This window comes from Haloarcula sebkhae (assembly GCF_014647415.1).
Classification (GTDB): Archaea; Halobacteriota; Halobacteria; order Halobacteriales; family Haloarculaceae; genus Haloarcula; species Haloarcula sebkhae.
Window position 1 is genome coordinate 214,324 of the sequence record NZ_BMPD01000002.1, and the last position, 19,658, is coordinate 233,981.

The 19,658-nt window shown below is 59.5% G+C and carries 22 protein-coding genes; 9 read left to right on the top strand and 13 right to left on the bottom strand.

Annotation, left to right across the window (positions count from 1 at the left end; all coding sequences use genetic code 11):
* Nucleotides 1-748 (top strand): NAD(P)/FAD-dependent oxidoreductase (locus IEY38_RS07060; protein ID WP_188976526.1); only part of this gene is annotated, 748 nt, incomplete at its 5' end.
* 201 nt (nt 749-949) lie between these two features.
* Here IEY38_RS07060 and IEY38_RS07065 read toward each other — a convergent pair.
* From IEY38_RS07065 to IEY38_RS07090, 6 genes are all read right to left on the bottom strand, one after another.
* A complete protein-coding gene (locus tag IEY38_RS07065) occupies nt 950-1,774 on the bottom strand; it encodes a nucleoside phosphorylase (RefSeq protein ID WP_004515712.1) in 825 nt (274 codons plus the stop codon).
* On the bottom strand, nt 1,771-2,157 hold the full coding sequence (gene cdd / locus IEY38_RS07070; RefSeq protein WP_005534987.1) for a cytidine deaminase: 387 nt from the start codon (nt 2,155-2,157) through the stop codon (nt 1,771-1,773). Before cdd ends, IEY38_RS07065 begins: the two co-directional genes overlap by 4 nt.
* Before the next feature lie 64 nt (nt 2,158-2,221).
* Complete coding sequence (locus IEY38_RS07075; protein ID WP_188976528.1) at nt 2,222-3,589, bottom strand: phosphopentomutase/phosphoglucosamine mutase; 1,368 nt, start codon at nt 3,587-3,589, stop codon at nt 2,222-2,224.
* Nucleotides 3,590-3,633: 44 nt separating this feature from the next.
* Entirely contained in the window at nt 3,634-4,317 is a 684-nt protein-coding gene (locus tag IEY38_RS07080; protein WP_229775238.1) for an FkbM family methyltransferase, read from the bottom strand.
* A 308-nt stretch (nt 4,318-4,625) separates the two neighbouring features.
* Nucleotides 4,626-5,348, bottom strand: coding sequence for an archaeal proteasome endopeptidase complex subunit beta (gene psmB, locus IEY38_RS07085; RefSeq protein ID WP_188976532.1), 723 nt, complete (start codon nt 5,346-5,348; stop codon nt 4,626-4,628).
* Between the two features lie 93 nt (nt 5,349-5,441).
* Entirely contained in the window at nt 5,442-5,612 is a 171-nt protein-coding gene (locus tag IEY38_RS07090) for a hypothetical protein (protein ID WP_170097939.1), read from the bottom strand.
* 273 nt (nt 5,613-5,885) lie between these two features.
* Between IEY38_RS07090 and IEY38_RS07095 the strand changes: the two genes are divergently transcribed.
* The 3 genes from IEY38_RS07095 (at nt 5,886) to IEY38_RS07105 (ending at nt 7,135) form a co-directional block, all read left to right on the top strand.
* Nucleotides 5,886-6,257, top strand: coding sequence for a DUF555 domain-containing protein (locus tag IEY38_RS07095; RefSeq protein ID WP_004515717.1), 372 nt, complete (start codon nt 5,886-5,888; stop codon nt 6,255-6,257).
* 69 nt (nt 6,258-6,326) lie between these two features.
* Nucleotides 6,327-6,869 carry a CBS domain-containing protein gene (locus IEY38_RS07100; RefSeq protein WP_005534977.1) on the top strand — a complete coding sequence of 181 codons (543 nt, stop codon included), beginning with the start codon at nt 6,327-6,329 and terminating at the stop codon, nt 6,867-6,869.
* A gap of 86 nt (nt 6,870-6,955) precedes the next feature.
* Nucleotides 6,956-7,135 (top strand): hypothetical protein, encoded by a 180-nt coding sequence (locus IEY38_RS07105; RefSeq protein WP_170097938.1) that lies wholly within the window; start codon nt 6,956-6,958, stop codon nt 7,133-7,135.
* 36 nt (nt 7,136-7,171) lie between these two features.
* Here IEY38_RS07105 and purM read toward each other — a convergent pair whose 3' ends face one another.
* The 3 genes from purM to IEY38_RS07120 form a co-directional block, all read right to left on the bottom strand.
* Nucleotides 7,172-8,188 (bottom strand): phosphoribosylformylglycinamidine cyclo-ligase, encoded by a 1,017-nt coding sequence (gene purM, locus IEY38_RS07110; RefSeq protein ID WP_188976534.1) that lies wholly within the window; start codon nt 8,186-8,188, stop codon nt 7,172-7,174.
* Between the two features lie 63 nt (nt 8,189-8,251).
* Nucleotides 8,252-8,926 carry a site-2 protease family protein gene (locus IEY38_RS07115; RefSeq protein WP_188976536.1) on the bottom strand — a complete coding sequence of 225 codons (675 nt, stop codon included), beginning with the start codon at nt 8,924-8,926 and terminating at the stop codon, nt 8,252-8,254.
* Nucleotides 8,926-10,458 carry a TraB/GumN family protein gene (locus tag IEY38_RS07120; RefSeq protein ID WP_188976538.1) on the bottom strand — a complete coding sequence of 511 codons (1,533 nt, stop codon included), beginning with the start codon at nt 10,456-10,458 and terminating at the stop codon, nt 8,926-8,928. Before IEY38_RS07120 ends, IEY38_RS07115 begins: the two co-directional genes overlap by 1 nt.
* Nucleotides 10,459-10,705: 247 nt before the next feature.
* On the opposite strand from IEY38_RS07120, the gene IEY38_RS07125 reads away from it, so the two are divergent.
* From IEY38_RS07125 to IEY38_RS07140, 4 genes are all read left to right on the top strand, one after another.
* The gene (locus IEY38_RS07125; RefSeq protein ID WP_004515723.1) at nt 10,706-10,981 is read left to right on the top strand and encodes a PadR family transcriptional regulator; all 276 of its coding nucleotides are present in this window, start codon (nt 10,706-10,708) and stop codon (nt 10,979-10,981) included.
* Between the two features lie 57 nt (nt 10,982-11,038).
* Nucleotides 11,039-11,482 carry an acyl-CoA thioesterase gene (locus IEY38_RS07130; RefSeq protein ID WP_188976540.1) on the top strand — a complete coding sequence of 148 codons (444 nt, stop codon included), beginning with the start codon at nt 11,039-11,041 and terminating at the stop codon, nt 11,480-11,482.
* A gap of 106 nt (nt 11,483-11,588) precedes the next feature.
* Nucleotides 11,589-12,044, top strand: coding sequence for a hypothetical protein (locus IEY38_RS07135; RefSeq protein WP_188976542.1), 456 nt, complete (start codon nt 11,589-11,591; stop codon nt 12,042-12,044).
* A 127-nt stretch (nt 12,045-12,171) separates the two neighbouring features.
* Nucleotides 12,172-12,351 (top strand): HEWD family protein, encoded by a 180-nt coding sequence (locus IEY38_RS07140; protein ID WP_004593110.1) that lies wholly within the window; start codon nt 12,172-12,174, stop codon nt 12,349-12,351.
* 134 nt (nt 12,352-12,485) lie between these two features.
* On the opposite strand, the gene IEY38_RS07145 is transcribed toward IEY38_RS07140, so the two are convergent.
* On the bottom strand, nt 12,486-15,302 hold the full coding sequence (locus tag IEY38_RS07145) for an oligosaccharyl transferase, archaeosortase A system-associated (protein WP_188976544.1): 2,817 nt from the start codon (nt 15,300-15,302) through the stop codon (nt 12,486-12,488).
* Between the two features lie 96 nt (nt 15,303-15,398).
* Between IEY38_RS07145 and aglG the strand changes: the two genes are divergently transcribed.
* Nucleotides 15,399-16,334 (top strand): glucosyl-dolichyl phosphate glucuronosyltransferase, encoded by a 936-nt coding sequence (aglG, locus tag IEY38_RS07150; protein ID WP_188976546.1) that lies wholly within the window; start codon nt 15,399-15,401, stop codon nt 16,332-16,334.
* A 25-nt stretch (nt 16,335-16,359) separates the two neighbouring features.
* Here the strand turns inward: aglG and IEY38_RS07155 are convergent, their stop codons facing one another.
* Genes IEY38_RS07155 through IEY38_RS07165 form a run of 3 tightly spaced genes read right to left on the bottom strand, consistent with a single transcriptional unit; the run spans nt 16,360 to nt 19,546 of the window.
* Entirely contained in the window at nt 16,360-17,463 is a 1,104-nt protein-coding gene (locus IEY38_RS07155) for a sulfatase-like hydrolase/transferase (protein ID WP_188976548.1), read from the bottom strand.
* Between the two features lie 56 nt (nt 17,464-17,519).
* On the bottom strand, nt 17,520-18,485 hold the full coding sequence (locus IEY38_RS07160) for a lysylphosphatidylglycerol synthase transmembrane domain-containing protein (RefSeq protein WP_188976550.1): 966 nt from the start codon (nt 18,483-18,485) through the stop codon (nt 17,520-17,522).
* A 26-nt stretch (nt 18,486-18,511) separates the two neighbouring features.
* Complete coding sequence (locus IEY38_RS07165; protein WP_188976552.1) at nt 18,512-19,546, bottom strand: glycosyltransferase family 2 protein; 1,035 nt, start codon at nt 19,544-19,546, stop codon at nt 18,512-18,514.
* Between the last annotated feature and the right edge of the window lie 112 nt (nt 19,547-19,658).

Genomic DNA, 19,658 nt, shown 5'->3' on the forward strand with positions numbered 1-19,658 from the left:
GGCCGCCCGCGACGCTTCTACAAACGACCCAGCACAGGTCGTCATCGGCGGCGCTGGCCTCTCCGGTATCCAGACCGCCGGCGAGGTTGCCGAGTTCCGCGACGAACACAACGCGCCCATCGACATCCACCTCGTTGAGGGCCTCGATCAGGTTCTGCCCAACAGCGACCCCGAACTCCAGGGTGCCCTGCGCAAGCGTCTGGAAGCCGCCGACGTGAACATCAAGTGCGGGGAGTTCATCGGCGAGGTCGACGAAGAGACGGTCTACATCGGCGACGAGGACGAACTGGACTACGACGTACTGGTCTGGACCGGCGGCATCACCGGCCGCGATTGCATGCAAGACGTTGACCTTGACAAGGACGAGCGCAACCACCGCGTCCACGCGGAAGGGAACTTCCAGACCGAAGACGAGCACGTCTTCGCCATCGGTGACTCGGCACTGATCGATCAGCCGGGCGACCAGCCCGCCCCGCCGACCGCTCAGGCCGCCTGGCAAGCCGCCGAGGTCGCCGGCGAAAACCTCGCTCGCGCGGCGCGAGGCCAACCGCTCAAGACCTGGACCCACAAGGACAAGGGCACAGTCGTTTCGGTCGGCGAGAAAGCTGTCGCCCACGACGTGGTGAACATGCCTATCGAAACCTTTGGCGGGCTGCCTGCGAAACTGCTGAAGAAAGCGATCGCCGCCCGCTGGATCAACGACGTGACCAGCGTGGGTCGGGCCGCCAAGGCCTGGCCTGACATGTGAGACCACCTTTTTCTGCGTCGGGTTCGCGCTGACCGCGCGAACCACTCCTTGAAAAACGTGGGCGAAAAAGGCCGGACTCGCTGCGAGGCGGCGAGTCCGGGGAAACCGCGCTCGCTCCGCTCGCGCGGTATGCTGTTTCTACCGCGCCGCAACTATACTCTGAACGTATCTGCTCACGGCCAGCACCGCGTATGAATGGGACTATCGGTCGATAGACAGGCCAGCGTGCCACCCATCGGCGTCGGCTTCCTCGACAGCCGCGTCCATCTCCGCCAGATACGACACAGCGAGGCTAGCACACTTGGCCGCTTTACGCTCCCCTTCGGTGCGGAACTCGCCGGTAACGCGGTTGGCGTACACCGTGCAGACAGCGCCGGCCCGTAGGCCGTACAGGTTCGCGAGCGTGAGAATCGTTGCGGCCTCCATCTCGAAGTTAAGGACGCCGGCCTCCTGAAGCGCCGCGATGCGCTCATCGCTGCCGCTGGCCTCGAAGTCCTCGAACCCCGGGCGTGACTGCCCGGCGTAGAAACTATCGGTCGAGCAGGTGACGCCGAGGTGGTAGTCGTAGCCGAGTTCCTCGGCGGCGGCGACGAGCGCCGAAACGATCCGATGGTCGGCGCTGGCAGGATAGTCCTCGCGGACGTACTCCTTGCTGGTCCCCTCCTGTCGCACCGCGCCGGTCGTAATGACGAGGTCGCCGATGCTGGCTTCCTCCTGGATTGCGCCACAGGAGCCAACCCGAATGAATGAATCAGCGCCGACGCGGGCCAGTTCTTCGAGCGCGATAGCGGCCGACGGGCCACCGATACCCGTCGAGGTCACGGAGATGGGCGTCCCGTCGTGGGTACCCGTCGCCGTGCGGTACTCGCGGTGTTCGGCGACGATGTCGTGGTCGTCCCAGTAGTCGACGACCTTTTCGACCCGCTCGGGGTTCCCCGGCAGCAGGACGCTGTCGGCCACATCGTCATCGCTTACTTCCAGATGGTACTGTACGTCGTCGTTCGGGTCTTCACTGTCACTTGTCATTTGTCCAGATGGTCGCTGGTGATTGTCGTCGGCAGGAGCTCCCCGAGTTCGTACACCGTCGGCTCGTCGCCGTCGGTGATTATCTCGAAGGACTCGTCACAGAACTCGCTGAACGTCTGGCGGCACATCCCACAGGGGGTGACGCCGTCTCGCTTGCCAGAGGTGACAGCGACGCGTTCGAACGACTGGTAGCCGTCGCTGACGGCCGCACCGATGGCCACTTCCTCGGCATGTAAGCTGTTGCTGTAGTTCGCGTTCTCGATGTTACAGCCGGTGTAGACGGTACCGTCGCTCGTTTCCAGCGCCGCGCCGACGGTGTACTCCGAGTACGGCGCGTACGCCTCGTCGATGGCGTCTCTCGCTGCGTCGAGGAGGTCCTCCATGCACTGGGCGTCGCAGGGCCGTGTAGAAATTCTATCGGTCTCGGTAGCAGTCGGTTTGCAGGTATCAGGCGTCGGCGGCGCTGACGGCCGCGACAGCGTCGCGGACCGCCTGTGTGGTGTCGGCGACCAGCGCGTCGATATCGTCGCTCTCTGCGTACACCCGGACGTACGGCTCGGTGCCGCTCGGCCGGACGAGCGTCCACGACCCGTCGTCGAAGGAGAGCCGGACGCCGTACTCCGTCGAGACATCGGCTTCAGGGAACGTCTCGGGCAGGCTGGATTCCAGTCGCCCCATCGTCTCGGCTTTGGCGTCGTCGGGGCACTCTACGCTCACCTTCTCGTACGGCCGTTCGGAGATGACGGCCCGCCTGTCAGCGACACCCTCCGCAGCGAACAGGCGCGTCAGCACGGCTGCGCTGGCGACACCGTCGATCCAACCGCCGAAGGCGGTGTGGATGTGTTTCCATGGTTCTGCGGCGAAGACGACCTCGGTTTCGTCGGTCGCGTCCGCGCGGACATCAGCGATTCCCACGTGGAGCGAGCCGAGGTGGATGCGTTCGACGCGGCCGCCAGCGGCTTCGACCCGTTCGTCGATACGACCGGACGCGTTGGGCGTCGTCACGACGACGGGGTCCGAAATGTCCGCGGCACGCGTGTAGTGTTCGGCCAGCATCGCGAGTATCGTATCTTCGTGGATGACATCACCGTCGGTATCGACAACGACGATACGGTCGGCATCACCGTCGTGGCCGAACCCGAAGTCGGCGTCGGACTCGGCAACGAACTCGCGGAAATCGGCCAGTGTCTCCGGTGTAGGCTTGCTCTCGCGGCCGGGGAAGGTCCCGTCTACGTTCGCTTCCGTCGCGAGTACGTCGGCACCCAGTTCTCGGAGGACCTGTGGCGTCGCCACGCTGGCCATCCCGTTCCCGCAGTCGACTGCCACCGTCAGCCCTGCTGGGTCGCCACCAAGCGACTCGGCGTAGTCGGCGACAGCGCTCCGATACTCGTCGAGGTGGTAGACCGCCTCTGTGTCGCCCCAGTCGTCCCAGGCTGTCGGCGTCGAGCCGTCCTCAATTCGCCCTTCGATGCGCGTCTCGTCGTCGTCGCTGTACTCGGTGCCATCGGCGAATACTTTGATGCCATTGTCCGTCGGCGGGTTGTGGCTCGCGGTAATCATCACGCCGTGGCGGCCCTGCGAGGCGTAAGCCAGCGTCGGCGTCGGCACGCGGCCGATTCTGACGACTCGCGCGCCGGCGCTTTGCAGTCCCGCGGCCATCGCGTCAGCGAGGGCTGGCGAGGTCACGCGACCGTCGTACCCCAGCACGAACGTCTCGCCGTCCTGCCCAGTTGCCTGTCCAACTCGCAGCGCGAGGTCCGGCGTCACCTTCGATACGACATCACCGCGGATCCCCGCGGTCCCGAACAGTTCCATACCGGCGATGCGGAAGCCGACCGTATAATTCTCTCGTTCGGCCCTCACTTCTTCCCGATAAGGAAGGTGTCGCCCTTGCCGTCACGGATAACTCGCTTGGTCACAGCAAAGCCGTGTCCCTCCAGTCGACTCCGGATGCCAGCAACGGAATGACCGTTGGTCTCGAGTCGGTTTCCGTGGACTTCACAGTACACGAGCCGACACGAGGGCTGGTCGAGCGTCGCCGACAGACCATTGAGAACAGCGCCCTCAGTCCCTTCGACGTCGATTTTGATCGCAGTCGGTGTCGGCAGTTGGTTGTCGGCGATGAACTCGTCGCCGTGTCGCTTGCTAATTGTGATTGTCTCGTGCTCTGTCGCTGTCGTCACCAGCGAATGCCCGGCTGAACCGATCTTTTCGAGCGTAATGGAGAGTTCGGCTTCACCGTCCTCATCGACCATCGCGTGTTCGAATAGCGAAATATCGGCGCGGTTGTGCTGCATATTCTGTCGTAACCGCTCGGCGTTGTCGGGGTGTGGTTCGAATGCGATGACCGGATTGTCGGTCACCTCCGATGCCAGACAGGCATACAGACCGATATTAGCCCCGATATCGTAGAACACGTCGTTGGGCTGGAGTTCCTCCAGCAGATCAGCGAGTACCGGTCGTTCGTCTATCTTCCATAGGTCAGTAAACTCATTGTAGGTTGGTATCAGGAACTCTGTGCTGACATCATCGACTGTGACCACGTATGTATCGCCAGCAAGGCAGTACGAGACTTCACGATACTGGTTGTAACACCGGTTGAGTAGTGGTTTGACTCCGGTCCGGGATGCAAACTGAACGACGGCGTCTGAAGATATCATTTAGATAAGTTATTCAGACTAACTACCTATACTTGTCGTTTCACGATCACATTACACGGTTGCATATATCTACAGCTTAGACAGAGTGCGCCAGTCGTCGCCTTGTAGTCTCTCACTGCGGTGGAACAAAGCTGACCTCGGCACGAAAAACGTCTGGGCCGAGACCCGACCGTAACGATTGGTTCGTGTGGCTACAGCAGTTCGTCGAAGTCGTAGCCGTTGATGTCGACGCCCTCGGCGGTGACATCGGCGAGGTAGATACCGTTACCGGAGCCGGTGTCACGCTCGGCGGCGGCGTTGATCGAGGCGGCAGCGACCTCTTTTGCCTCCTCGTTTGTCATGTCGTCCTCGTAGCGGTCTTCAAGGGTCCCGTACGCGACGGTGAGGCCGGAGCCAGTGACAGTGTAGTCGTCCTTCATGACGCCGCCGGCCGGGTCGATGGAGTAGACGTGGTGGCCGTCGTCGTCGACGCCGCCAAGGATGGGGTTGATAGCGAAGAAAGGGCCGCCGCGGGCGAAGTTGCCGGCCAGCGTCGAAAGGGCCTTCATGCTGATGTCCTCACCGCGCCGGGCCTCGTAGAGGTTGACCTCCGCGCGAAGCGTCCGGATGAACGACTGTGCGCCGCCGACACTCCCGACAAGGGTGAGCGCTGCGGTGGGGTGAATCTGCTCGACTTTCTGGACGTTCTTGTTCGAGACGAAGCGCCCGCCAAGCGAGGCACGCATATCTGTCGCGATGACGACACCTTCGGAGGTACTGATACCGATGGTGGTTGTGCCAGTCTTGTTCACCTTCTCCGAATCCTGTGCGGACTGTTCGGGGAGCGCGCCGACTTCGGGCGCGTACGGGTCGCTCTGGAACTCGTCAGCAGCCTGGGGTCCAGAAAGGTCCGGCCCCGGAGTCATATCTCGCATTACTGTGGGGTACTAGTCGGGCGCTGATAAAACCTCTTTTCCTGACGAACCTGGCCGCCACCGCTGCGGGCAGGTTCAGTCGGCTGCTCCGTCTTACGCGTTCGCCTGATCGTAGGCCTCGTTGAGTCCCGACACGGCTCGGTCCATCGGCAGTCGGAGTCCGAACTGCTCCGTGAGCATCGCCACCGGCAGCAGCATGATGCCCAGTAGCAGGGTGAGTTGATACAGTGCGAACAGCGTTGCGGTGTACAGTCGAGCTACCATCTTCCTCGGTCATTCCAGAGTGAGTCCGGTATATAAGTCTTGTCACCGAATTTCAGTTACGGAGTATCGATTGTGAAGAACTATGGGGCCACCGTCTTGCGATTTGCTGAAATGGCTGAGAGAACGGACGACTACACGAACGACTCCTCGATCAGACATAATGGGAGTGTGTGTCAGATGGCTGGTTCGCATAAGTTATAGAGATAGTAATGGTGACGTGCGCAACAGACGTGAATCAAAACTATCGAATAGTCGGGCCACGAGAGCTAGTGTATGAACTACCTCGTGGCGATGGAAGCAGCCTGGCTGGTTCGTGACGTAGACGACATCGACGACGCTATCGGTGTAGCAGTGAGCGAAGCGGGGAAGCGGCTCAACGAGGCCGAAATGGACTACGTTGAGGTCGAGGTCGGCGCGACCGGCTGCCCGGCCTGTGGCGAACCGTTCGACTCGGCGTTCATCGCAGCCGACACGGCGCTCGTCGGACTGGTACTCGAGATGGACGTGTTCAACGCCGAATCCCCAGAGCACGCCCAGCGGATCGCCAAGAGCGAGATCGGTGGCGCACTCCGGGACGTCCCGCTGAAAGTCGTCGAGGTATTCGAGACCGAAGCCGACGAGGACGAAGCCGAAGCCGAAGCATAATCGAAGTCCTATTGATTCGCTTGGCGCAGTAGCCGTGGGCTTTTTATATTACCCGTGGTAATTACGGGTATGGACTTACCGACGCCACAGGACCTGCGGGAGCGCCGCAACGAACTCGGGCTGACCCAGAGCGAACTGGCGGAGCGGGCTGACGTCTCCCAACCCCTTATTGCGCGTATCGAAGGTGGCGACGTGGACCCACGGCTGTCGACACTTCGGCGAATCGTGACCGCTCTGGAGGAGGCTGAAGGCGGCATCATCAAGGCCCGCGACCTGATGAACTCACCCGTTGTTGGCGTCGCGCCCGACGACTCTGTCCATCAGACGAAAGACGTGATGGACGAGAAGGGGTACTCACAGGTCCCCGTCATCCGGGACGGGGCACCGCAGGGACTCATCGGTAACTCCGACATCCGCCAGCGGCCCGAGGAGAACGTCGGCGACCTCCCGGTGGCTGAAGTGATGAACGAATCTATCGCAACCGTCGAGCCTGATGCACCTATCGACGAAGTCGATGCGTACCTGAACCATAATGCCGCTGTGATGGTCGTCGAAGGTGGGGAAACTATCGGTGTCATAACCGAAGCGGACATCGCGCGTACGGTCAGCTAACTCTAATTCTCAGAAGCACGAACTGTGATAGTGGTCGCGTACTACCTGTAGGAGGGGCTTACTACCGAAAACAGTGTCAGGGGTATATGTCTATTCTCACCAATGAGAGACGTACGCATATGGTCAATCCCAGCGACCCACTGTATGCCGAACTCGAAAAGGCCCTCGAAACCGCCGAAAGCGAAGCGGCTAGATACCACATCCGACAGGCGCTCCAGATTCGGATTGCGGAGGAGACTGCCGGCAAAGACATCTTGTCCGCCTGAGCTCACCTGATCGGTTTCTGGCAGCCCCCGAATAGATCACTCGGTGAGTTCGAGATCACGAATCGACACCGCCTCATCTCCGTCAGCCACTTCGCCGATCGCGCGGGCATCCTCGCTGTCGGCGACAATCTCCGCAGCATCGGCCTCGGGGACCGCAGCGACAAACCCAGTCCCCATGTTGAACGTCCGATGCATCTCTTCGTCAGAGACCTCGCCTTCCGCTTGAACGAACTCGAAGACGGGCTGGGCCTCGAAAGGGTCCGTGATCTCGTACCGGTGGCTCCCCATCCGCGTGAGGTTTGTCCAGCCGCCGCCGGTGACGTGTGCGGCCGCGTGCGTCTCGCTGGCCCGCAACGGCGCAAGCACCTCGCTGTAGATCCGCGTCGGCGTCAGCAGCTCTTCGGCGATGGTCCTGTCGGGATTCGGCGGGAACGGATCGGTGTACTCGTGATCCTGTGTGACTGCCTCGCGAGCGAGCGTGAGCCCGTTCGAATGGATGCCCGAGGATGGCCAGCCGACGATAGCGTCACCTGGTTCGGCCTCACCGGGGAAGACGGCGTCTTTCGGTGCCAGTCCGGCACAGGTCCCGGCGATGTCCAACCCCTTGATGACATCCGGCATCACAGCAGTTTCGCCGCCCACGAGAGCTACATCGGCCCGCTCAGCCCCTGTTCGGAGCCCAGCGCCGATGTCCTCGCTCGTCTCCTCGTCGGGTGTTTCGACCGCGAGGTAGTCGACGAACGCCACCGGTTCGACACCGGTCGCGATGAGGTCGTTAGCGTTCATCGCGATGCAGTCAATCCCGATAGTCGAGTAGTCGTCGACGGCTTCTGCGACCAAGAGCTTCGTTCCGACGCCGTCCGTTGCGAGTGCGAGGTACTGGTCGCCGATGTCCACCAGCCCCGCGTAGTCGCCCTCGAACTCGCCGGCCGCGCCGATGAGCGCCATTGTGGCCGCCTCGCTGGCGTCGATGTCCACACCGGTCTCTGCGTAAGTCAACCCCTCCGCATCTTCGTCGTCTGTGTCGTCAGCCTCGGACTCGCTGTTGGTCATACCCGAGAGCGTGCGTGGCGCGGGCAAAAGAGCGTCGTTCCGGCGGAGGCGTCCCCGCCCGTCTCAGAGGACGAACAGGGCGCCGACTCCAAGCAGAATCGACGGCACCGCGACGGCGAGAAACACTGGTGTGCTCCATTCCCGAACCGTTCGGCCGTCAAGCGGGCCGAAGGGAAGCATGTTGAACCCGGCGAGCAAGAGATTGATCTGCAGGCCCATCCGCGCGACCTCCCAGAGGAAGCCGCTTGTACTCAACAGCAGCGCCGCGATGAAGGGAACGAGGAACACGACAGCGAGCGCGAGGTTCGTCACCGGGCCGGCGACGGCGATGAGGCCGTGTTGCTTCGCCGTGAGGCGGCCGCGGTGGACGACCGCACCCGGCGCAGCGAACAGGAAGCCAGCGAGGCCGCCCAGAACTGCAAACCCGAGCATCCGGTAGTCGGCCTGGAACGCAGCGATCTGACCGAAGCGGACGGCGACGACCTTGTGAGCCAGTTCGTGTAGCAGGAAGCCGACGCCGACGGTCAGCAGACTGACCGCGAACGTGCTGAGAATTTCGCCCGCCGACAGCCCTCCGAACTGGAGGAAGACGATGCGGCGGAACTCGCGTTCGAGGAAGAAGGTAAATGCCAGTCCGAGCGCAAGCCAAGCGACGAGAAGGTCCCGGAGTTCGCGCTGGCTGAAGCTGAGCCCGGCGACGGTCCAGCCCGTGGCGGTTCGCCGTTGTCGGCCCGCCATCAGAGCACTCCCACGAGTATCTGAGTCCCTTCGCGGACACCCTGCCAGAGCAGGCGTGAGACACCTTGCATCCCGCCGATGTCCGAGGAGATGTACGGAATCAGCACCGGGAACACGACGTAGGAGGCGATTGCGCTACCGACGTTCGTCAGCGCGACGACGAGAATCAGGCGGAACAGCGGTACCGCACGCATCCGGCTGACGAGGTCCATCACCGGTGATTCCTGATCGTTGAGTATCTCGTTGAGCGTCGCGATATCGCTGATGTTGACGGAGATGTATCGCAGTTCGACGTAGCCCGCGAACCAGCCCGCCGCGAGCAGCGGGAACAGGCTCGTCAGCCAGCCGAAGGCCCCGGCGGCGGCCGCACTCGACCAGTGCGCGCCGGCCACCTTCGCCAGCCCGCCGGCCAGCACGGCGTTGACCACCACCAGTGCGACGAACAGCTGCAGTAAGACGGCCTGACTCGCGCCGCCGAGGATAAGTAGGCCGAAGAAGACGAGAAAGACGACCCCGAAGCCGTAGCCGACGAGTTTGTACAGCGAGACGCGACGGCCACCCTCGGTTCCGGTGAGCGACTCCATCGGCGGAAGCGTCTCCGGGTTGTCGAGATAGTTCTGGATGCCCTCGCGGTGGCCGGCACCGACGACGGCGAGGACGTGATAGCCGGCCTCGCGGAGAGCAACGAGCCGGTGGGCGATGAACGCGTCGCGTTCGTCGATGAGCGCCTCCGCGCCGCCGGGGGAGAACTGACGGAACTCCTCCATCATCGCGCTGACCACGTCGGTGTCAGTCAGTTTCTCCATGTCGAACTCCTCGACATCGGCCTCACCACGGAACTGGACCAGTAGCGCGGCGATGGGAATCCCGATACCGGCTGCAGCAACACAGATGAGCAACAGCGTATCGAGGAGGCCCTCGACCGTCCCACCGAGGCCGCCCGGAAAAACCCCCGAAAGCGCTCCACTCGGGACGATAAACGGACCACCGAAGGCCCCGGCGACGACCGCAAACAGTCCGCCGAAGACAGCACCGACGGTCAGCCCGACGGTCAACGGCGGCCCCATCTCGGCTGCGAGACTGCCGACGAGCTTGAGCTTCTCGACGGCCGTCAACCGCGCCCAGAACCGCTGGACGGTCGTCTGAATGTCCCGGTCGACAAGTGCGACGCCCAGACCGAGCCGTTCGGCGGTATCGATGCCCGCCTTCATGTCTGCCCCCGGCTCGATATCGAACCGGTCGCCCAGCCGGGTCTGGATGTACGACAGCATCCAGTATGCAAGGAACTGAAAGACGGTGTTCCCGCGCAGGAGGTCGCTCGCATCGAGGTCGTCGGGCGTTTCGCCCTTTATCTGCCGATACCGACCCTCGTCGAGTTCGACGGCGACGATATCGGGCTTGGATTCCTCAATCGCTGATTCCACTTCTTCGACGCTGTGCTCGGAAACGTGAGCGGTTCCGACGACGTCGACGCGCCCCGTCCCTGACGGTTCCGGGAACTCGTCTGCCGCCGACTCCGCGTGTTCGGTCATCACCCGCGTTACACATTCGTTTCCTTTACCCTTGTCGGGTCCGAGTGACCGCCGAGAAACGGGGGCCAAAATCATGTTTGTGGCATTGTATGTTCACGTCACGGGGCGAAGCTATTACGCACTCTCGTGTTAATACAGCCGCAGATGCCGTGGTAACTACTGGACGCTGACGGCATCTATAAATACGTAATAGATTTACCGATTCAAAAGACTGATATGTACAGGGTCAGACTGTATCGGATATACAATGTATGACCTGACTGGATTCCAGCGGGACCTGCTATACGTCATTGCAGGCCTTGACGAGCCCCACGGGTTAGCGATCAAGGAAGAACTCGAAAACTACTACGAGAGCGAGGTCAACCACGGCCGACTGTATCCGAACCTCGACACGCTCGTCGAGAAAGCGCTTATCGAGAAGGGCGAACGCGACCGCCGAACGAACTTTTACACGCTGACCAAGCGCGGCCAGCGTGAACTCGACGCCCGGAAAGAGTGGGAAGCGCAGTACGTCTCGGCGTAGCAACGTTTTCGAAGCCCGTCCGACAGACTCAACCCAAGTGCTGGCCAACCTCGGGCCATGCCAACGGTATTGGAAACCTATATCGAGAACCGCTGGATGGTCCAGCCCAACCATTCGAACCATCTGGGTTCGACCCACGGGGGGAACGTGCTGAAGTGGATGGACGAACTCGGAGCGATGTCGGCGATGCGCTTTGCCGGCGAAACCTGCGTCACCGCTCGGATGGATCAGGTGAATTTCAAGCGTCCGATACCTGTCGGTGATACGGCCCTGATTGAAGCTTTCGTCTACGATGCTGGCGAAACGAGCGTCAAAGTTCGGCTCCGGGCCGCCCGAGAGAATATCAGAACCGGCGAGACTGAGTCGACCGCTGAGTCGTACTCGGTGTACGTCGCGGTCGACGAAGACAGGAACCCGGTTCCCGTTCCCGACGTGACGACCGACACTGACCGCGGTGAACGACTGCGGCAGGGTGCCCTCGATGGGGAAGCAAAGCGCTGATACCGTCTGCTGCAATCATCGTATTGTCATCTCGGAGTGACGAACACCGCTACGAAGAGACAGCCAACAGTATGAGCTTTATTCGGCTCCGCCACGTACCACGACTATGACACTCGATGTTGAAACGCCGGAGCGGCCGGAGCTGTCTACCGGCGTCGCTGCCGACGAGTACGACGATGCGGACGTACAGGGCGACGAATACCGTCGCGAGGACCTCGCCGAGGCCCTCGACGACGGTGCGTGGGCGGCCGCCTTCGAGGAATGGGCCGCGGACGCGTCGCTCGATGTCGATCAGTGGGAGATCGTCACGGATCTGGGACTCATCGAGGAGTTCGATTTCTTCTGGGACTCCTTCGCAGGTCGTGTCGGCTACCACGCCCCGGGCTTGCCCGAGGACTGGCGCGAGCGGGAGATCCACCCGGACATCGATTCCTGGGGCACTGTTTCAGGTATCAACGCCGGACTGACCGAGTTCGGACAGGTCGTCTGTGAGGTGCTGGCCGACGAGTACATCGACTGGGAAGCGGAGGAGGTCGGCGCGGATGACCTCCCAGACTTTTGAGCACGGCAGCGGTTGCACCCCCTGTCGTCAGTGTCGGTACAGCACTCCCGGTCGTCGGCGCTGAATCGTTCCGAACGACTAGTCAGGGACCGGCAGCCTGATAATCACCCACGCGCTTGCACCAGATATGGCTGAAATCGTCACCCCACGCAAACGCGAGTGTGAACGGTGTGGGCGGGTCGACGAGTGGGACCCGGACCAACACAGTTGGCGTATCGTCACCGACGACGGCACCAAGCAGTCCGGCGACCCGCACTGTCTTCACGAGTGGGACATCAACGGCACGTTCAATCCGCTGGCCGAGTGAGTTCACCGTTCCGCTGCTGTCGACTTTTCGATAGACAGGCACGTCCCTGATAGAACGAAGTCCGACAACAGAATCCTGCAAAACATCTCCGGTAGCCAACAGGCGGCCGGCTAGCGATCGATCGTTAGGACTCGCTATGCGCCCGCTTCAGCCGCGTCTTCGCTCATCGGCGCGCGCGATTCATCGCTGGTCTCATTGCCCTGCTGAATCGATATCGGCTCCAGTTCGACGGTTGCGGCAGCGTCGTCCTCGCCGATGACCTGTCCTTCGGTGACATCGGTAGTGCCGATGAATCCGGTCCGTTCTCCGTTGTTGGTCCCGACTGCCCTGAACTGGTACTGGGCCTCGGCACGGACGCTCACGTTCGTGTAGCCCTCGTCAGTCCCCCAGTCGTCGTACCCAGTGGTCGAGTAGGGAACGGTCATCTCGAAGTTCCCGTTTTGATCTGTCTGGGTGCGCTGGCGGTAGAAGAACGTCTTGTTCGTCGCCGGATTATGCATCTGAACGGCGGCTTGCACTGTCGTGTTCGCCGGTCCGGTCCCTTCGACCGTCGCCCCGGGCACGCGCTCGAATATCTTCGTCCAGGCGGAGTGCCGGTACTGCGGACTGTTCGGGAATGCCTCGGTCTCACTGGAACCGACCATGCGGTAGTGCTCCATTGCGGGCACCCGCTCGCTGGGGTTGTCACCGTAGCCACCCAGTTGCGAGGTCGTGTCCTGCTCGACGTACTGACGGGCCTGTTCGAGGTTCTCAAACTGACGGATAACCCGTCCCTGCTGTTGGCCCTCCGGTTCTTCCTCGTTGGTCGGCGCCCCGCGGTACTGCGCCCCCTGGCTTGTCTGCTTGTTCTCCCAGTCAACGACGACCGGTCGCGGCTCCGCGGCGCTGCCGTGGAACCGGTACAGTCGTGCCACCGTCGTCTCGTAGTAGGCCTGCTGCTGGAACGTCACCTGTCGGACACCGCCCTGAGACTGGACGTACAGCTGACTGTAGTAATCACTGGATTGCACCCCATCGACGAAGGCCGGCGGGGCGAAGAACTTGCCACCGAGGTTGCCGTTGGTTTCGGCCATCTTCCAGTCGACGGCGACGTACCGCGTCTTCGCGTCGTCCTCGTCCGTGCTGTCGAGGATGTTGTTGGCCTGCGTTTCATTCTGTGCGATCAGGAAGGGCGCGGCCGTATCCGTTCCCTGCTGGAAGGGGTTCGCATTCGGAACCCGTTCGGCTCTGGTGGTAATCCAGTGCCCGTAGTCCCACCACGACAGAACGCCGTACTGCCCTTCTTGATAGTCGAAGTCTTCCTGTTGCTGGTAGGTGCCGTAATAATCGAGTGTCGCGTCACCACCGGAGCCGTATGCCCCTTCCGCGGGCGTGTTCGCCTCCATCCACTGCAGGCTCTCGTCCCAGCCCTGAATACTCGGCCCGGGACCGTTATCCGCGCCGGCTTCGACCGGCGTCGTGCCGAAGGCGAACAGCGGGACAACGATGACGAGAAGTACCGTGAGAATTGTCATAACCTGATAATACTCGACCCCGTCGTCGGCGCTGAAATCAAACCAGACGACGAAGCGACCGACAAGCATCCCAGACAGCACTGCAATCGGCGCTACCAGATAGTACGCGAATCGCTGCTGGGTGAACGTCGCAGATAGAATGAACAGCGCCCAGACGACGACGAGTAGTTCTTCTGCAGGGGCGTCGTCCGAGAGGAACTGCTTCCCGAGCAAAATGAGGCCACCGATCGCCGCAACGATGACAGCGAACCCATGGGCCTCAAACAAGACTCCGGCGTCCCGTAGTGGCGCGGCCTCGCCGACGGTGCCGGCCGTTTCGCTGATACTGAACCCGATGACTCTCATGACGTTCCGCGTCAGGAAATTCCACAAGTTCGGAGTCAGTACTGCCATCAGAACGGCTCCGACAGCGAGGATTGCGAACACGGTCGCTGGATACGCGTACCGGCCGTACTCGCGCTGCTCCATGAATCTGGCTAGCCACGCCATGAACACACAACCGAAGCCAACAGCCAACGCCAGTCCCGGCTGTAGCAGGGACTGAGAGGTTGCTGTGACCTCTAGGACGGTAATTCTCGATGCACTCACCACAGCGGCAGTCGCCATCGTGATTGCGCCCGCGATGGCCGTGTGTTCCGGGCTGCTGTCGTGAACATATTCCAGACACAGTCGGATCAGGAAGAAGACACCGAGTATCCCGAGAAGGAGTACACCGGGCGGCCAGACCCAGAGATACATCGCAATTGCCACACCGGCCAGCATGGACCAGCTGATGGTATCCCGGAGTGCGTCTATATCTCGTTCGATGAACTGCTCGTAGATCGGTTTGTCCCGCGCGGCGACGCTGACGGCCACCATGACGCCAAGGACGCCGAGTGCTTGGAAGAGGGCTTCTGCGACGTGGTGGTCGGAAAACCCGACGAGGCTTCGTCGTAGGAGCCACCCCGTGGAGAATGCCATCACAGTAACTGCAGTTACGCCGCCGAGGCGGCCGCCGAGTCGCCGTCCGATAAGGTACGTCGGAATCGCAACGAGCGTCCCGAGTACGGCGGGAGCAAACAGGAGCGTCATTGCAACAGTCTGATCGCTGGGCGAACCCAGACCGACAATCAGGGCGACCGTTGCGACGATCTGATCGAACAGCGTCCCGAACTGCCCGTTATTGGTCCCGTATGGGAACGCCGTCCAAGGGTCGAACGGCATCGTCGCGGGCCAGTTGTTAACGACGTACTGGGTCGAACGGTAGTGATACCATGCGTCGTTCCCACTGAAGAGTACCTCGCCGTCAACAATGAAGTTCTCCCAACTTTGAACACGATTCCACAGCATGAACCCGAGCAGTACCAGGAGGACCGGAACGTGGTACCAGCGCTCGGCCCACTCCAGGGCGGACTCGAGTTCGGGGTTGTCGTCAAGATAGCCCCGTGATTGACTCATTGCACGGAAAAACTGCCAAGGCGCGCATAAGCCTTTTGACCTCTATGCGAGCGCAGGATGGAAACGCATAACAGCACCGGTGGCACACCACCGACCATGCGAGTCTCGGTCGTGCTCTGTACGCACACGATGGAGCGATACGACGACTGCCAGGCGGCGGCCGAGAGCGTCTTAGCCCAGACCTACGACGACGTGGAACTGGTGCTAGTCTCGGACGGTGACCGGGACATGTACGAACAGTACGAGTCTGACTTCGGCGACCGTGACGATGTCCTGACTCACTGTAACGACGAAAACGTCGGGCTGCTAGAGAGCCGGAACAACGGGGCCGAAGTCGCTACCGGAGACGTTGTCGCATTCATCGACGACGACGCGATCGCTGACGAGGAGTGGGTCGCGGCGCTAGTCGATGCCTACGAACGGCACGACGCGCTCGCGGTCGGCGGCCGGATGACGCCGGCATGGGTCGCCGGCAAACCCAGTTTTCTGCCCGCGGAGTTCTACTGGCTCATCGGTGTCACACACCGCGGGTTCGGACCGAACGGCGACCCCGACGAACCCGGCGTCGTTCGCAACACCTTCGGCTCGAACATCTCCTTCGACCGGGACGTGTTTCTCGAACTGGGCGGCTTCGACGACGATATCGGTGGCCGACAGGGCGAAAAGAACCTGCAGGGTGGTGAGACGGAACTCTGCGCGCGCCTGCGATCGGAATACGACGAAGGTGTGTACTACACACCGGATGCGCTCGTCGCTCACAAGATATTCGACTACCGGACCGATCCCGGCTGGCTTGTCGACCGCGCGTTCTGGCAGGGGTACTCGAAGCGCGGGATGGAAGTGTTCGTTCCCGAATCGACCGGTGAGGAGTCCGATTTCCTCGGAGACCTGCTGTTTCGGTTCCTCCCGTCACGTCTCCGTGAACTAGTTGCGTCCCCGTCGCTCGGCGCAGTTCTGCAGCTGTTCTTTCTCTTTCTTCTCACCGGCAGCGTCGGCGTCGGATACCTTTACGGAATGTACGTCTGGAGATAATACTGAGCGGTCTACAGTACGAACGTTACTCAACGTATCCAAGGTCTTGAAGTCGCTCCTGAACCTCTTCTGCCTGTTCGTTCCTTTCGATATGGATATCAGTACCTGATTCCGTCATCGATACACGTCCATCGGTGCTGGTAACGGTGTAATCGTCGGTTGCGAGTCGGAGTGAAGCCGTATTGTGCCAGGGCGCAATTGTCAACGTATACGACCTGGATTCTGATTGGATATCGATACCGTTCCACTCTGCGGGCGGATCTATGTCCGCCTGATTAGCGATCATCGGCCCAATGTCGAGGAGACTACACCGATCTCCAGTGAGCGAAATGTCGTTGCTTACAATGGGAACGGTGACCAGCTTATCGGCTGTTCGCCTGCGCTGTGGTTGATGATAGTAGTACCCCTCTTCCCCGAACTCATCGCCGTGATCTGAGGTGAATATGAACGTCGGATCCCCATCGAGCTCCATCAAAAGATGTTCAATGACGGTGTCGACTCTTGAGAGGGCGTCTTTATAGGCTGATGTAATCTGTTGATGTTCGGAATCTTTGAGCGAGGACGGTGAAAACAGGGCTTTCCTATCGAGTGACCTCGAAATAGCGTCATCACCACGGCCATATGGCCGATGGCTACCCATTAAATGTACCCACATGAACCGAGGTCCCGTAGCTTCGTTGAACTGCTCTATTGCTTGCTCGACAACTGTTTCATCACTCGGAAGATCAGACATTTTCGCATGTGGCGGAAAGAACCGATGGTAGACTTTTCGAAGAAGGTCAAACTGCCCGAGAATCTCCCGTCGATTGCTGCCGCGATTGCCTGCATCAACGAAATTCTCGTACTTATCGAACCCTTGGTTGAAATTGAACACTTCGTCAAGTTGTGGACTTGGGGCCAGACCAATTGTCGTGTACCCGGCGTTCGACAAGACCTCTGGTATCGTTGGCCTGGTCACAGCTGATTTCATAGTTGCCTGATACTGACTAGATATGAGACCTGCTAAACTTGGCCTAGTGTAATGACCGACTGTCGTTCCAGATTGCGTCTGATATCCCGAGAGAAACTCCATCTCTTCGATGTAATCATGTCGAACCGAATCAGCTGTGATCAGCACGATATCGTTCATTTGATTTAGATAGACTGTCGGGTACTATATCCCTTCTTGAATCGAGCTCTGCAGTTTCAGGAGCGAAGAGTATGAACGGCATACACAACGCCACCGATAAGATTGTTTATTACTCGGAGAATGAGCTGCATTACAACCCCGAACGTCAACGCGACACCGTCTCCGACTCCCACCGAAGTGAAAAGATATAGATACGCGCTCTCACGTACCCCAAACCCTTGGATTGATATCGGCAAAAAGAGGAAGAGTTCCACTAGTGGAATAAATACAAAAAAGTACACGAGTGGTATCTCGATTCCAAGCCCCAAGGCGACAACATAGTTGCTGGCAATCAGTAAGACCCGGAACACGACGGAAAGTAAAAGTGCAATAACCACTGCTCGTTTGGCTTGCCGATACTCGTACACTGCGGTGTACAATCTTTCAGCCCGGTTCCCGATGTCGAGCACTTGTAAGTCAAAAATCGTTGTTTCCAGGATCGGACGCAACAGGTCAGTAAATAACAATAGCGGTATTGTAACTATCCCAACCGCACAGCCGATGAGTACCATATCTGCGATCCGAGTCGGAACTAGTTCGTAGCCAAATGCGACCGCAATCAGAACGATGCACAAGATCGAGTAGAGGCCAGCAATCCGCTCAATCACGACAGAAGAAACTGATGCGGATCCGTCGTTTGTATCAGCATAGAGATAGTACATCCGTGCAGTATCTCCACCGATAATCGATGGAAGGAACGCGTTGAAGAACTGACCGATATAGTAGTAAATCCAAGCGGTACGAAGGGTGAGTCTTATGTCTTTTACAGCGAGCAGAACTCGCCACTTCCAAGCACTAAGGCCAACACCAAGGACGCTAAAGCCAACAGCGATAACCAACGTGATAGGCTCAAGCGTTTGGAAGTTTTCAATGAGTGTGTCCAATCCGACTCTACTGATTACATACCAGAGTAGTATTACACTGATAGAAACGCGAAGTAAAGCCGAGAGGATGCTACGGAGGTCTGTGTCTCTTATTGACATACTAATACAGGCGTGTCAGCTATAGGTCACTTGTTGTCCGCGCCACCGCCGATAACTACTTCGACACGATAGGGGTCTCTCTCAATGTAGTGCAACTTCGTAATCATCTCGGCCAAGAATCCGAACATAATCAAGATAAGCCCAAATAGAACGAGTGCAACCGTTAGCACAAGTCGGGGCAGGTTTGGAAGTAGTGGGACACCCAGTATGTACTTCGAGAGCACTGCGTGAATCCCGATCAACATCCCTGTCCCAAACGAAACCAACCCGAATCCACCGAGGAAGTGAACCGGTCGGGTTGAGTACCGGTTCCAGAATACCTGAAACAAGAGATCAACAAAACCTCTTATGAGTCGTTTTGTGCCATATTTTGAACTGCCCTCTGTCCGGGGCCGATGGTTGACTGGGATCTCTGTAATTCTGTAGCCCCGGTTGTACAATTTTGCTGGAATATACCGGTGACCTTCGCCATATAACTCTATTTCAGCAAGAGCATCTGATCGATATGCCTTCAGAGTACAGCCGAAATCATGGATGTCTGGACCAGTCCAGCGTGCCATCCGTGTCTGTATCGCGGATGGTATCGTCTTTGTCAGCGGGTCGTTCCGGTCTCGCCGCCAACCACTGACGCAATCATAGCTATCGGATTCGCTGTCCCCACTTACCAACATATTGAGGAGGTCTGGAATGTCTTGTGGGTCGTTCTGTCGATCAGCATCGAGAGTTACGATGAATTCGCCGGTTGCTTGTTTGATACCCGCGTTCAACGCTGCACTCTGTCCGAAGTTACGCGACAGTAATAATCCGAGAACGTTCTCATTGTGTTCTGCCAAGTCACGGATAACACCCCTAGTACCATCGGTACTACCATCATCAACGATAACGATATTATATGGCGAAAACGTCGGCTCGGTCTGGAATACTGACTGGATCTCTTCGATTAGCGGTTCAATATTATCCACCTCATTGTACGCTGGCAGTACAACGGAGGTCCGAACCCTGTCACGGTCTTCGCCTGTGAACTCGCTTGCGTTATCCCGCACGTCCTCTGTCGTCGCCATTATCTAATGCCGTGACTGTGACTCTTTAAGCAGGTTTATTAACAGTTGTCATTCCCAATGCTGTTCAGGATAGAAACCAGATATAAATCGTAGTCTCGGTAGTTGTTATTAA